This window comes from Nocardioides terrae, assembly GCF_900112345.1.
In the GTDB taxonomy this organism is placed as follows: domain Bacteria; phylum Actinomycetota; class Actinomycetes; order Propionibacteriales; family Nocardioidaceae; genus Nocardioides; species Nocardioides terrae.
In genome coordinates, this window is the sequence record NZ_FOLB01000014.1 from 45,565 (window position 1) to 58,982 (window position 13,418).

General features: G+C 71.5%; 11 protein-coding genes and 1 tRNA gene. 2 read left to right on the forward strand and 10 right to left on the reverse strand.

Translation table 11 applies throughout. The annotated features are described in order from the left end of the window. Positions 1–12: 12 nt before the first annotated feature. A complete protein-coding gene (locus BM236_RS16530) occupies positions 13–462 on the reverse strand; it encodes a cell division protein CrgA (protein WP_091126073.1) in 450 nt (149 codons plus the stop codon). 66 nt (positions 463–528) lie between these two features. Here BM236_RS16530 and BM236_RS16535 point away from each other — a divergent pair, with 66 nt between their 5' ends. Next, positions 529–1,305, forward strand: coding sequence for a DUF881 domain-containing protein (locus BM236_RS16535; RefSeq protein WP_091126076.1), 777 nt, complete (start codon positions 529–531; stop codon positions 1,303–1,305). Positions 1,306–1,352: 47 nt separating this feature from the next. Here BM236_RS16535 and pknB read toward each other — a convergent pair whose 3' ends face one another. The 7 genes from pknB to BM236_RS16570 are packed head-to-tail and all read right to left on the reverse strand — an operon-like array spanning position 1,353 to position 10,070. After that, the gene (gene pknB, locus BM236_RS16540) at positions 1,353–3,143 is read right to left on the reverse strand and encodes a Stk1 family PASTA domain-containing Ser/Thr kinase (RefSeq protein WP_091126081.1); all 1,791 of its coding nucleotides are present in this window, start codon (positions 3,141–3,143) and stop codon (positions 1,353–1,355) included. Further along, complete coding sequence (locus tag BM236_RS16545; protein WP_245750391.1) at positions 3,140–4,672, reverse strand: serine/threonine-protein kinase; 1,533 nt, start codon at positions 4,670–4,672, stop codon at positions 3,140–3,142. The genes pknB and BM236_RS16545 overlap by 4 nt, the downstream gene beginning before the upstream one ends. Further along, positions 4,669–6,165: a peptidoglycan D,D-transpeptidase FtsI family protein gene (locus tag BM236_RS16550; protein ID WP_342714196.1), complete on the reverse strand. Its 1,497-nt coding sequence runs from the start codon at positions 6,163–6,165 to the stop codon at positions 4,669–4,671. Before BM236_RS16550 ends, BM236_RS16545 begins: the two co-directional genes overlap by 4 nt. Further along, positions 6,162–7,577 carry an FtsW/RodA/SpoVE family cell cycle protein gene (locus BM236_RS16555; protein WP_091126083.1) on the reverse strand — a complete coding sequence of 472 codons (1,416 nt, stop codon included), beginning with the start codon at positions 7,575–7,577 and terminating at the stop codon, positions 6,162–6,164. Before BM236_RS16555 ends, BM236_RS16550 begins: the two co-directional genes overlap by 4 nt. Continuing rightward, the gene (locus BM236_RS16560; protein WP_091126085.1) at positions 7,577–8,896 is read right to left on the reverse strand and encodes a PP2C family protein-serine/threonine phosphatase; all 1,320 of its coding nucleotides are present in this window, start codon (positions 8,894–8,896) and stop codon (positions 7,577–7,579) included. The genes BM236_RS16555 and BM236_RS16560 overlap by 1 nt, the downstream gene beginning before the upstream one ends. After that, complete coding sequence (locus BM236_RS16565; protein ID WP_091126087.1) at positions 8,893–9,369, reverse strand: FHA domain-containing protein FhaB/FipA; 477 nt, start codon at positions 9,367–9,369, stop codon at positions 8,893–8,895. The genes BM236_RS16560 and BM236_RS16565 overlap by 4 nt, the downstream gene beginning before the upstream one ends. Further along, positions 9,369–10,070: an FHA domain-containing protein gene (locus BM236_RS16570; protein WP_091126098.1), complete on the reverse strand. Its 702-nt coding sequence runs from the start codon at positions 10,068–10,070 to the stop codon at positions 9,369–9,371. The genes BM236_RS16565 and BM236_RS16570 overlap by 1 nt, the downstream gene beginning before the upstream one ends. Positions 10,071–10,227: 157 nt before the next feature. Here BM236_RS16570 and BM236_RS16575 point away from each other — a divergent pair. Further along, positions 10,228–10,311 (forward strand) — tRNA-Leu (locus tag BM236_RS16575). An 81-nt stretch (positions 10,312–10,392) separates the two neighbouring features. Here the strand turns inward: BM236_RS16575 and BM236_RS16580 are convergent. Both BM236_RS16580 and BM236_RS16585 read right to left on the reverse strand, forming a co-directional pair. Then, a complete protein-coding gene (locus tag BM236_RS16580; RefSeq protein ID WP_091126101.1) occupies positions 10,393–10,914 on the reverse strand; it encodes a hypothetical protein in 522 nt (173 codons plus the stop codon). After that, positions 10,911–13,379 (reverse strand): molybdopterin oxidoreductase family protein, encoded by a 2,469-nt coding sequence (locus BM236_RS16585; protein WP_091126104.1) that lies wholly within the window; start codon positions 13,377–13,379, stop codon positions 10,911–10,913. Before BM236_RS16585 ends, BM236_RS16580 begins: the two co-directional genes overlap by 4 nt. Positions 13,380–13,418: the final 39 nt, after the last annotated feature.

Here is a 13,418-nt window from a genome sequence, read left to right on the forward strand (position 1 = left end):
ACGGCTGGTCGGTCACTCCCATCGGGTGGCGAAGGCGAACCCGACCGCCATGAAGCCGATGCCGACGAGGAGGTTCTTCTGGCCGAGGTCGTTGAAGACCCAGAGCGGCGAGAGGTCGTCGGAGAAGATGTAGAAGGTGCAGATCCAGGCGAGGCCGAGCAGGAAGCAGCCGAGCATCCCGACGACCACCCCGCGGCCGCGGCCGAGCGGCGTGGAGGGGTGCGCGGACAGGAGCAGCCCGAGGAAGAACAGGCCGAAGCCGATCAGGTAGTTCCAGTGGTGCAGGTCCTGCATGAAGGACGGCCCGTGCGGGTGGGGACGCTCGGGCCGGGCCACGAGGTAGTAGTAGACGGTCCAGGCGATGCCGACGACCATCAGCACGAGGCAGACGATGAAGCGGGCCGTGAAGACAGGCGCCCGGGTCGGGTCGAGGAAGTCCTTCGAGGGCTTCAGCTTGGGCACGGGGACAGCTCCTGGTTTCCGGTGACGACTGTGGTGCGGGCGCACACCGGCCGTAGCCTAGTCCGCATGACCGACCACCCGCACAAAGCCCCGGGACACGCGCCCGCACGGCAGCCGCGACGGATCTCGCCGTGGCGGATCGGGACACCGCTGGTCATCCTCGTGTGCGGAGGGCTCTTCGTCGTCAGCGCGCAGAACAGCGGCGGGACGGACCTGCGGCCCGGGCGCTACACCGACCTGGCCGCGCTGACCGGCACCGAGAAGCAGCGCGTGGACCGGCTCACCGCGCAGGTCGCCGAGACCGACGCCGAGGTCAGCCGGCTCACCCAGCGGGTCGACGACACGACGGTCCGGCGCTACAAGCACCAGGTCGACGAGCTGAAGGACCCCGCCGGGCTGGTCGCCCACACCGGTCCGGGGGTCAAGATCACTCTCGCCGACGCCCCCGAGGACAAGCTCGAGCGGGTCGGCGACGACGCGGCGAACCTGCTCGTCGTCCACCAGCAGGACGTCCAGGCCGTGGTCAACGCCCTGTGGCGTGGTGGCGCGTCGGCGGTCACCATCCAGGGCCACCGGGTGGTCAGCACCACCGGCATCAAGTGCTCGGGCAGCACGATCCAGCTCCAGGGCGTGCCGTATCCCCAGCCGTTCGTCATCGAGGCGGTCGGCGACGTCGACGACCTCGTCGGGTCGCTCGACGCCGACCCCTACGTCACGACCTACCGCGACCAGGCGGCCGACCCGGACATCGCGATCGGATGGGACATGGAGGCTTCCAGCCACATCACCGCGCCGGCGTACGCCGGACTGCGCGACCTGACCTACGCCCGACCGCTCGACTGACTCCCCGGGCCCCTCCCTGGCCCGTCCTTGGCCCGTCCTCGGGCTCGCTACTGGGCCGGCGGCGGGAGCGTCGAGCAGTCCACCTCGCCGGGCTGCAGGGGAATGCCGGGGGTGGGCGTGACGCACGGAAGGCCGGGCGTGGTCGACGGCGGCGGCGGCGGGGGCTCGTACGTCGACACGAAGATCAGCACCTTCTCACCCTGCTTGCGCGTCTCGCCGGGGGCGGGGAACTGGTCCACCACGGTGCCCCTCGGCAGCGTGGTGTTGGGCTCGGGCCGGACCTCCGGGTCGAAGCCGGCGTCACGCAGGATCTGCTCGGCCTCGGCCTGGGTCTTCTTGCGGACGCCCGGGACCTTCTCGGGGCCGTCGGAGAAGTAGAGCGTGATCGCCTGACCCGCCTGGACCGAGATCCCGGGCTGCGGGTTGGACTCGAGCACCTTGTTCTTCGTCTCGTCGGACTCGCGCTCCTGGGGCTGGGCGGTGAGACCGGCGGCCTCGAGCGCAGCCTTCGCGTCCTTGAGCTGCATCCCGACGATGTTCGGGACGGCGACCTGCGGCTTGCCCGACGACAGGGTGATCTCGACCCCGGCGCCGGGGTCGACGTAGGTGTCGGCTGTCGGCCGCTGGCTCACCACGCTGCCGGCCGGGACGGTGTCGCTGTTCTCGTACTCCACGTCGGTGATCGTGAGGCCGGCGTCGCCGATGGCCGCGCGGGCCTGGTCCTCGGTGAGGCTGACCAGCTTCGGCACCGACACCTGGTCGGGCGCGTCGGGGAAGAGCTTGGGCCACAGCAGCACGGCGGCGGTGATGAGGGCGATCACGATCAGCCCCGCGACCACGATGAGCCCGGTGCGGGAGCGCCGCTCGTCGTACACCTCCTCCTCGTCGGCGGGGAGCCCGCCGGCGGGGACGGGAGCCCCGACGACGGTGGTCGACGCTGCGCTCGGCGAGGCGGCCGCCACGGCGGCGGGGGCGACGACCGAGATCGGCCGGCCGTCGAGGTAGCGCTCGATGTCGCTGCGCATCGCGGCGGCGGACTGGTAGCGGTCCTCGACGCGCTTGGCGAGCGACTTCATCACGATCGCGTCGACCTCGGGGGGCAGCGCGGTGTCGTGGTCGCTCGGCGGCTGGGCCTGCTCGCGGACGTGCTGGTAGGCGACCGCGACCGGCGAGTCGCCCACGAACGGAGGCCTGCCGGTGAGCAGCTCGTAGAGCAGGCAGCCGGCGCTGTAGACGTCGGACCTGGAGTCAACCGTCTCGCCACGGGCCTGCTCGGGGGAGAGATACTGCGCGGTCCCGACGACGGCGGCTGTCTGCGTCATCGTCGACTGGGCGTCGCTGATGGCGCGGGCGATGCCGAAGTCCATCACCTTCACGTCACCGCTCGGGGTGAGCATGACGTTGCCCGGCTTGATGTCGCGGTGGATGATGCCCGCGCGGTGGCTGTAGTCGAGCGCCGACAGCACGCCCGAGGTGATCTCCAGGGCCCGCTCGGGCAGGATCTTGCGGCCCTCGCGCAGGATGTCGCGCAGCGTCCGCCCGGCGACGAACTCCATCACGATGTAGGGCTGGTGCACGTTGTCGGGCGTCACCTCCTCGCCGGTGTCGTAGACGGCGACGATCGCGGGGTGGTTGAGCGAGGCCGAGGACTGCGCCTCCCGGCGGAAGCGGGCCTGGAAGGTGGCGTCGCTGGCGAGGTCGGTGCGCAGCCGTTTGACGGCGACGACCCGGCCCAGGCGGGTGTCGGTGCCCTTGCGCACCTCCGCCATGCCGCCGCGGCCGAGGAGCTCACCGAGCTCGTAGCGGCCGCCGACGATCGTCGGCTCTGCGTTGCTCATTCCGGGATGTCCTTCCGGGCTGCGGGGCTGTCGGTCGGCTCCGCGGTGGTGGTGCTGGTGTCGGTGGTCTCGGCCGTCTGCGGCGTCGACGCGGCGGGCGTCGTCGGCTCGGTCGAGGGAGGCTCGGACGTGGGCGTCTCGTCCGGCGTGGGCTCAGGGGTCGGCGTCGACTCCGGCTTCGGTCCGTAGTAGGCCACGTCCACCGTGTCGCCCTCCTGCAGGCCGGTCGTCGGCGAGACGGCGGTGACCGCGTCGGGCGTCTGGTCACCCGGGTTCCGGACCTCGTGCGATCGCGGTCGCAGGCCGCGGTCGCGCAGAGCGGCGAGCACGGTGTCGATGTCCCGGCCGATGTAGTCGGCCTCGTCGAGGTCGAACGCCGTCGGCGTCGCAGTCGCCGTCGGCGACTCCGTGGGGGTCGGGGTGGCCGAGGTCGTCGTGGGCGTCGTCGGGTCGGGGGGCGGTGTCTCGTCGCCACCGCTCATCAGCGCCCAGACCACGACGGCGGCCGCGAGCAGGAGCACCACCACGAGCGCAATCAGCCAGGGCTTCGCCCGCCGCTCGTCGTCCTCCTCCTGCTCGTCCGGCTCGGAGGCGGCTGCCGACGGCACGGCGGAGCCCAGGCCGGTGAGGACCTGGGTGCTGGGTGACGACGGCGGGACCACGACGGGCGGGACCACCTGGGTGGCGTCCTCGGAACCGGCCGGAGCTGGGGCGCCCCGCAGCGCAGCCGCGAAGGCCGCGGCGTCCGGGAAGCGCTCGGCCGGCTTCTTCGCCAGCGCTCGCATCACGACGGCGGCGAGGTCCGCGGGCACGTGGTCGGGCAGCGGCGGGACCGGGTCGTTCAGGTGGGCGAGCGCCGTCGCGACGGCGGTGTCCTTCTCGAAGGGCCGGCGGCCGGCCAGGCACTCGTAGGCGACGACTCCGAGCCCGTAGACGTCGGAGGCGGGCGTCGCGGTCTCCCCTCGCGCCTGCTCGGGGGAGAGGTACTGCGGGGTGCCCATCACGGCGCCGGTCCCGGTCACGGCGGCGGACGAGAGGGCCCGGGCGATGCCGAAGTCGGTGATCTTGACGGTTCGGTCGGCGGTCACGAGCAGGTTGGCGGGCTTGACGTCGCGATGCACGATGCCGGCGGCGTGGGCGGCGGCCAGCGCGTCGCCGGCCTGGGCGAGCAGGTCCCGCACCACGTCGGGCCGCATGCCGACGTCGGTGCGGATCAGCGAGGACAGCGGGCGCCCCTCGACCAGCTCCATGACCAGGAACGGCCGGACCGACCCGTCGTGCAGCATCTGCTCACCGACGTCGAACACCGCGGCGATGCCGGGGTGGTGGAGGCTCGCCGCGTGGCGCGCCTCGGCCTCGAAGCGGGTGCGGAACACCGGGTCGCCGGCGTACTCGGGCTTGAGCAGCTTGATCGCGACCTCACGGCCGAGGAGGTTGTCGCGCGCGCGCCAGACCTCGCCCATGCCGCCGGTGGCGATGCGGCTCTCGAGGAGGTAGCGACGGGAGTCGTCGGCGTAGATCTCGGTCACTGGTTCAACACCGCTTCCATGACCTTCTTGGCGATCGGGCCGCCCCACTTGCCGCCCGCGATGTCGTCACGCGGGATGTCGGCGCTCTCGATCATCACGGCGACGGCCACCTTGGCGTTGTCGGCGGGCGCGAAGGAGACGAACCACGCGTAGGGCGGCACGTCCTCCTGGCCGCTCTGCGCGGTGCCGGTCTTGCCGGCCACCTGGATGCCGGTGATCGCGGCCGGCGAGGCTGTGCCGTCGTTGACCGTCGCGACGAGCAGCTTGGTGACCTCCCGCGCGGTCGCGGGGGTCACGGCCTCGGACAGCTTCTCCGGCTCGGTCGTCGCCACCGTGTCGGAGTCGGCCGACTGCACCTCGTTCACGAGGTACGGCTTCATCACCGTGCCCTGGTTGGCGATCCCGGCGGCGACCATCGCCATCTGCAGGGGCGTCGCCCGGACCTCGAACTGGCCGATGCCGCTCTGCCCGGTCTGCGGGGGGTTCATGTCCTTCGGGAAGGTCGAGGTGGCGAGGGAGGTCTTGCCGTTGGTGCCCTGGAGGTCGTCGAACCAGGACGAGTTGAAGCCGAACGCCTCGGCCTGCTGCTGCATCGCGTCGGCACCGACCTGCACCGCGAGCTGGGCGAAGACGGTGTTGCAGGAGTTCTCCATCGCCTGGGTGAACTTCACGGTCTTGGCGCCGCAGTCGCGGCCCTCGTTGTCGATCAGCCCGGACTCGCCCGACGTCTGCGGGAGCTGGTACGTCGGCCCGCCGGGGACCATCGAGGAGGCGTCGTACTTCCCGGAGCTGATGGCGGCCGAGGCGGTCACCAGCTTGAAGGTCGAGCCGGGCGGCAGCGCCATCTGGACCGCGCGGTTGAGCAGCGGCTTGTCCGGGTCGGCGTTCAGTGCGTCGTAGGCCTTCTGGTTGGCGGCGAAGTCGTGGGTGGCGATCTTGTTGGGGTTGAAGCTCGGGGTGTTCACCAGCGCCAGGATCTTGCCCGTGCTCGGCTCGAGCGCGACGACCGAGCCCTTGACGTTGCCCGGCAGCGAGGTGAGCGCGTCGTACGCCGCCTTCTGCGCCTTGGGGTTGATGGTCAGCTCGACGTCGCCACCCTGCGGGCCCTTGTCGCCGAGCAGGTCGATGAGCCGGTTGACGAAGAGCCGGGAGTCGTCGCCGGAGAGGACGTCGTTCTGCGACTTCTCCACGCCCGTGATCGCACCGCCGTAGGCGAAGTAGCCGGTGACGCCCGCGTAGAGCTCGGGCTTGGGGTAGCTGCGCTGGTACTTGTAGAGGTCGTCGGTCTTCACGCTCACCGCGACCGGGTCGCGACCGACCAGGATCGCTCCGCGCTGGCGGGAGAACTCGGCGTCGACGACGCGGCGGTTGCGGGCGTCGTCGTTGTAGCGCCCCGCGGCGTAGTACTGCAGGTAGGTCGCGTTGATCAGCAGCGCGGCGAACAGCGCCATCAGGAAGATCGCGATCGTGCGGATCGGCTTGTTCATCGTCATGGGAGCCTCATCACCTGGGTGTTGAGGCTGTCCTGGTCGTCGGGCACCGACAGGTCGGGCAGCGGGCGGCGGGCGTGGTCGGAGATGCGCAGCAGGAGCGCGACTATCACCCAGTTGGCCACCAGGCTGGAGCCGCCGTAGGACAGGAACGGTGTGGTGAGGCCGGTGAGCGGGATCAGCCGGGTGACGCCGCCGATGACGGTGAAGACCTGGAGGGCCAGGCTGACTGCCAGACCCATCGCCATGAGCTTGCCGAAGCTGTCGCGTGAGATCAGGGCGATGCGCAGGCCGCGCTCGACGATGAGGCCGTAGCAGAGGATCACCGCCATCACGGCGGTCAGGCCGAGCTCCTCGCCGATCGCGGCCATGATGAAGTCCGACTCGGCGTAGGGCACGCGGGTGGGCCGGCCCTCGCCGAAGCCGCGGCCGATCAGCCCGCCCCAGCTCATCCCGAACAGCCCTTCGACCAGCTGGAAGCTGCCGGGCGTCCGGTCGTAGTAGGCCATCGGGTCGAGCCAGATGTCGAAGCGGTTGCGCACGTGGGTGAGGAAGCCGACGGACCCGGACAGGACGTACGTCGCCATCACGCCGGCCACGAAGAGGAACCCGCCGACCACGAGCCAGCCGGCGCGCTCGGTGCTGACGTAGAGCATCACCAGGAAGAGGCCGAAGAAGAGCAGGCCGGAGCCGAGGTCGCGCTGGGCGACGAGCACCAGCAGGCTGACCAGCCACATCGCCAGGATGGGGCCGAGATCGCGGCCGCGCGGAAGGTCGACCCCGGCGACCCGGCGGCCGGCCAGGGCGAGCGCGTCGCGGTGCAGCACGAGGTAGCCGGCGAAGCTGATCACCAGGAGCACCTTGGCGACCTCACCGGGCTGGAAGCTCAGGCCGCCGGCGCGGATCCAGATCCGGGCTCCGTTGACCTCGTGCCCGATGCCGGGTGCGAGCGGCAGCAGCAGGAGCACGACGGCGGCGAGCCCTGCCGTGTAGGTGAACCGCTGCAGGGCGCGGTGGTCGGAGAGGAAGACGAGCGTCGCCACGAAGAGGCCGACGCCGACGGTCATCCAGAACAGCTGCTTGGAGGCGAAGCTGGTGTCGCCCCGGGTCAGGTCGAGCCGGTGGATGACCGCCAGGCCCAAGCCGTTGAGCGCGGCCACGACGGGGAGCAGCACCGGGTCGGCGTACGGCGCGACGATGCGGATGGTGATGTGGGCGGCGATGATCAGGCCGGCCAGCCAGCCGCCGTAGCCGAGGATGTCGGGCGGGACGTGCCCGTCGACGCCGAGCCCGACCGCGGCGTAGGCGCCGATGCCGACGGCGAGCGCGAGGACGACCAGGACCAGCTCCGCGCCACGGCGGCTGCGGAAGACGGTGACCTGCTGGACGGCCCGGACCGGTGAGATCGCCGACATCACTCGGCTCCCGCGACCGTGCCGACTCGTGAGGCCAGGCTGGCGATGTAGTGCTTGGCGTCGTCCAGGCTCGACTGCGTCACGCCCTGCTTGACCTGTCGGGCGTCGTAGGTGGCGAGCGTGTCGACCGAGAGGTCGGTCTTCACGTAGGGCTTGGACAGGTCGATGCCGACGAACGAGGTGTTGAGGCCCCGGAAGATCGTCACGTCGTCACCGTGGACGCCGACGAAGTACTGCCGCTGCGCCCACGACCAGGCGCCGGCTGCGGCGACCCAGACCACGCCGACGAGGACAGCGAGGGCGAGCACCCGGCGCAGCCACAGGAAGCGGCTCGGGGCACGCGGCGCGTAGCGCAGCGCCTCGGGGTCGAGCGGGTCGTCCGGGATGGCGCCGTCGGGGAGCCCGTCCAGGCCGTCGCTGTCACCGGGCACCGGCTCGAGCTCGCCGGTGTCGCCGCTGCGGTGGCCCTTGAAGAGGCGGCGGCGGCGCAGCTCGGCGGCCGCACCGACCAGCTGCGGCTCGGCGTGCGTCTCGTCCCCGTCGTTCCCCTCGTCGTTCCCGTCGTCGGCCTCGCCGGCCTCCACCACGTCGGCGACGATGCAGGTGACGTTGTCGCTGCTGCCCGCCTCGAGCGAGGCGCGGACCAGCTCGACGGCGGCGTAGTCGGCGCTGCCTCCGGTGAGGACGTCGGCGATGCGGCCGTCGTCCAGCACGCCGCACACGCCGTCGCTGCACAGCATCAGCCGGTCGCCGGCCTGCAGCGGCACGATGAAGAGGTCGGGCTCGGTCTCCCGCTGGCCGTCAATCGCCTTGAGGATGAGGTTGCGGTGGGGGTGGTAGCGCGCCTCGGTCTCGGTGATCCGGCCGTCGTCGATGAGGGTCTGCACGAAGGTGTGGTCATGGGTCAGCTGAGTGAGGCCCTGCTGGCGGAAGAGGTAGGCCCGGCTGTCGCCGACGTGCCCGATCGCCAGCTGGGTCCCGTCGAAGAGCGCGACGGTCGCGGTCGTGCTCGTGCTGCTCAGGCTCGGGTCGTGGTCGACCAGCTCGGCGATCCGGTCGTGGGCCCGGTGCAGCGCCCCGGCGACCTGGCCGATCATCTCCTCGGTGGTGTGCTCCGGCTGCGGCGCGACGTCGAGGTTGCGCAGCTGCTGGACGGCGGTGCTGGAGGCGAGGTCGCCGCGGGCCGCGCCGCCGACACCGTCGCACACGGTGAGCAGCCACGGGCCGGCGTACCCGCTGTCCTGGTTGTCCTTCCGCACCCGGCCGACATCGGAGATCGCGGCGAAGCGCAGCTGGAGGGCTCGATCGTCCTGGCTCACTTGCGCAGCTCCAGGATCGTCTTGCCGATGCGCACCTGCGTGCCGAGGGTGAGCGTCGTCGGCTGGCTGAGCCGGACGGTGCCGATGTAGGTGCCGTTGGTCGAGCCGAGGTCCTCGACGAACCACTGGTCGCCGCTGGCGGCGATCCGGGCGTGCCGGGTGGAGACGTAGTCGTCGTCGAGACGGATGGCGGCATCGGCGCCACGGCCGATGAGGATCGGCGCGTCGACCAGGTCGGCGCGCTCGCCCGCGTTGCTGCCCTCGACGACGAGGACGTGGGTGGGGATGCCCTTCCGGCTGCGCGGCTTCGGCTGCTTGCGCTGCTTGCCGTTGCCGCCGACGGCGGCGCGCGCGGGCTCGGGGACGCGGGAGCCGAAGACGTCGGAGCGGATCACCGACACCGCGCTGAGCACGAAGATCCACAGGATCGCCAGGTAGGCGATCCGGATCAGGAAGAGGGTCAACTCGGACATCAGGCCGGCTCCTCCACCAGACGCACGGTCATCGTCGTGTTGCCGATCCGCACCTCGGTGCCGTCCTCGGCCCGGGCGCGCTGCACCTTCTGCCCGTCGACCAGCATGCCGTTGGTCGAGCCGAGGTCGAGCACCTCGATCTGCGGGATCGGGCCGTGCTGGACGCGGAACTCGATGTGCCGGCGGCTCACCCCGGGGTCGTTGATGCGCAGGTCGGCCTCCGTGCCGCGCCCGACGACCAGGTCGCGGTCGAGCGGGTGACGGGTGCCGTTGACCTCGAGGTACGCCGCCGCGCGGGTCATCCGGGTGTCGCTGGCGTCGCCGCTGACCTGGGCCTTGGCGCCGCTCCGGATCCGGAACCGCCCGGTGGTCAGGTCGCCGGCGAGCTCGAAGTCGAGGGAGATCGGCCCCGGGAAGACGTAGCCCTGCTCGTCGGCATAGTCGTGCAGCTGGTTGGTGAGGTCGTCGACCAGTGCGGTGTCGAACGGCTGGAGCCGGTCGAGGTCGGGCTGGCTCAGCTCGACGTGGAAGTCGTTGGGCACCAGCCGTCGCTGCCGGGAGAGGACCTGGGCGTTGTTGTCGCACTCGCGCTGGAGGGCGGCGGCGATCTCCACCGGCTGCACCGCGCTACGGAACGCCCGGGCGAACGCGCCGGAGATCATCGACTCCAGGCGCTGCTCGAACCGCTGCAGCCCGCCCATCGGTGCCTCCTCGTCCTCGCTCGCCCTACATGCATCAATGCCCGCAGGATCACCGGCGGGCTCGTCGATCGTATCGGGGCCGTTCAGGGGTGGCTCGGACCCGCGCCGCCGGTTTGGGCGCGGGGCGGTCCCTGGGATAACGTTCGGACTGCTTCAAGCGCGCGTGGCGGAATAGGCAGACGCGCACGGTTCAGGTCCGTGTGCCCGAAAGGGCGTGGGAGTTCAACTCTCCCCGCGCGCACAGCCAGCACAGACGAGGCCCCCAGGACTCCCGGGGGCCTCGCTGCATCTCCGGACCCGTTCCCGCTGCATCTCCGGTGCCTCACCCGGTGACCATCACCTGTGCCGAGGTCTCCTTGAGCTTGGCGTTGGCCCAGCGCATCTGCCGCAGCGTCTCCGGGTGGCAGCGCTGCGCGACGTCGAGCAGGTCGGTGTCCTTGAGCGCCTGTGCGGTCTGGGCGAGGATCTCCCAGTCGAGCGAGGCGCCTGCGGCGGTGCGGTGGACGTGACGCAGGTCGGCGAGCAGGGGCAGGCCCGGCTCGTGGAACCGTCCGGTGAGCTCGCTGCCCTTCTGCTTGACGCGGCCCAGCAGCGACGGCTCGTCGTCGGCGTCGGCGTCCAGGTCGAGTCCGTAGGCCTGCCCCACCCGCGCGAGCTCGCTGACGTGCTGCCTCGACCAGCCGGCGATGTCGCGGGCGACGTGGAAGATCTCGTGGTCGACCTTCTGCTGGTCGGCGAGGTTCAGCAGCGCGATGACGAGGTCGTTCTCGACCCGGTGCAGCTCCTCGATCGCCATCCCGACCTTGTTGCCCTTCACGCCGCGCAGCGCGCTCACCCAGGTCATGACTCGCCTCCCGTGCCGGAGTGGTGGAGTTTCTCGTGGACGGTGGCGCCCGGCCCGCCCCGCGTCGGAGGTACGTCGGCTCCGGCCGGTGCCGACGCTGTGTTCGTGGGCGCCGGCGCGGTCCCACCGTCCGACCCGACGAGCCTCTCCGCGGCGGCGGCCGCCGTCTTGAAGATCGGCTGCTTCGACGCCGGGTCCCAGTCGGTCAGGGTCAGCTCGTTGGCCGCCCGCCCGGGGCCGTCCGGGGCGGACCCACCGTCGGTGTCCCAGTAGCCGTAGTGGAACGGCAGGAAGAGCACCCCCTCCCGGATCCCGCTGACCCGGAGCCGGCCGGTGACCTCGCCCCGCGGGGTGGTGACCCGGAGCATGTCGCCCTCCTCCCAGCCGTGCCGGGCGGCGTCGGCGACCGACGCCTCGACCCACACCTCGGGCGCCGCCGCCTGCAGCTGGGGAGCACGGGCGGTCTTGGTGCGGGTGTGGAAGTGGAAGAGGGTGCGGCCGGTGATCAGCTGGAAGGGGTAGTCCTCCGACGGCTCCTCGTGGGGCGGGAGGTACTCCGCCGCGCGGATGATCGCCCGGCCCTCGGGGTTGAGGGCCTTGTACTCCGTCGGCTCGACGGGCGCGCCGGTCACCATGTCCCGCCCGTAGTCCTCGCAGTAGTCGGGTGCGGCCCAGAAGCGTCCGTCGGCGTAGAGCCGCTCGGTGCCGTCCGGGTGCTCGTCGTTGCACGGCCACTGGATGCCGCTCCCGCCGCGGAGCCGGTCGTAGGTGAGCCCGGTGTAGTCGCAGGGCCGGCCCCGGCTGCACTCCTTCCACGCCTCGAACGCCTCCTCGGGCGTCCGCCACTTCACCAGCGGGGCACCGTCCTTGTCGCGGAGGTCGAGGCGGTGGGCGAAGTCGATGAGGATGTCGAGGTCCGGCCTCGCCTCGCCGGGCGGGTCGACCGCCTTGTCCGACAGGTGCACGGTGCGGTCGGCGTTGGTGAACGTCCCGGTCTTCTCGCCCCAGGTCGCCGCCGGGAGCACCACGTCGGCGAGCTGGGCGGTCTCGGTGAGGAAGAGGTCCTGCACGACCAGGAAGAGCCGCTCCTGGGACAGCAGGCTGCGGATGCGACACAGCTCGGGGAGCGAGACCGCCGGGTTGGTGCCGGTCACGTAGAGGAAGCGGATCGAGCCGTCCTCGACGTACCGCATCATCTGCATCAGGGGCGTGGGCGCCGAGTAGTGCGGGATGTCGGACGGCTCGATGTTCCAGACCTTCGCCAGCTCCTGGACGTGCGCGTCGTTGGACCAGTTGCGGAAGCCGGCCAGGTCGCCGTCCGCGCCGGCCTCGCGGGTGTTCTCCGCGGTCGGCTGGCCGTTCATCTGGAGGACGCCGCAGCCGGGCTTGCCGAGCATGCCGCGGACGATGTGCACGTTGTTGACCTGCACGGCCGCGGCGGTGGCCTGGTGCGACTGGTAGAAGCCCTGCAGGACCGTCGAGGTCAGCCGCTCGGCGGTGCCGAGCAGCCGGGCCGCCTGGCGCAGGTCGGCCACGGGGACGTCGCAGACCTCCGCGGCGCGCTCGAGGGTGCACGGCTCGACCATCTTCACCAGCTCGTCGAAGCCCACGGCGTGAGCGTCGACGTAGTCGTGGTCGACCCAGTCGTGCTGGATCATCTCGCGCAGCAGCGCGTTCATCAGCATGACGTTGGTGCCCGGGCGCGGGGCGAGGTGGACGGCGGCGGCTGCCGCGACGGCGGTGCGGCGCGGGTCGACGCAGACGATCGCCGGCGGCTGCGGGCCGGCGAGCCGGTCCAGCACCCTGCTCCACAGCACGCTCTGGGTCTCGGCCATGTTGTGGCCGAAGAGCGCGATGACGTCGGCGTGGTCGAGGTCGGCGTACGACCCCGGCTGGCCGTCGCAGCCGAAGGACTCCTTGAGCGCCGCCCCGGCCGTGGCGGTGCACAGCCGGGTGTTGCCGTCGACGTGATTGGTGCCGATCCCGCCGTGGGCGATGACGCCGAGCGTGTAGTACTCCTCGAGGAAGAGCTGGCCGGTCGTGTAGAAGCCGACCGAGCTGGGCCCGCGCTCCTCCAGCAGCTCCTTCGCCCGGCCCGCCACCTGCGCCATCGCGGTGTCCCAATCGGTCTCGACGAGCATCCCGTCCTGCCGGACGAGGGGCCGGGTGAGCCGGTCGGGTGAGTGGTTGGCCTGCCAGCCGAAGAGGTCCTTGGGCCCGAGCCGGCCACGGTTGACCCGGTCCACCTCACGGCCGCGTACGCCGACGATGCGGCCGTCCTTGACCGCGATGTCCATGGCGTCGCCGTTGGAGTGCAGCAGCGACGCCGACTGGACCCACCGGTCGACGTCGTCGGTGCTCACCCCCTCGGCGAGGAAGGTGTCGACGCGGGGCGGCCACTGCCCGCCCGCGGCGTAAGGCGTCCGAGATCCCCAGGGCTCCGCGATGCGGTCGACGTCGGGCATGAGGATGCGGTTCCCGCGCCGGTTCGCAGGGATGCGTGA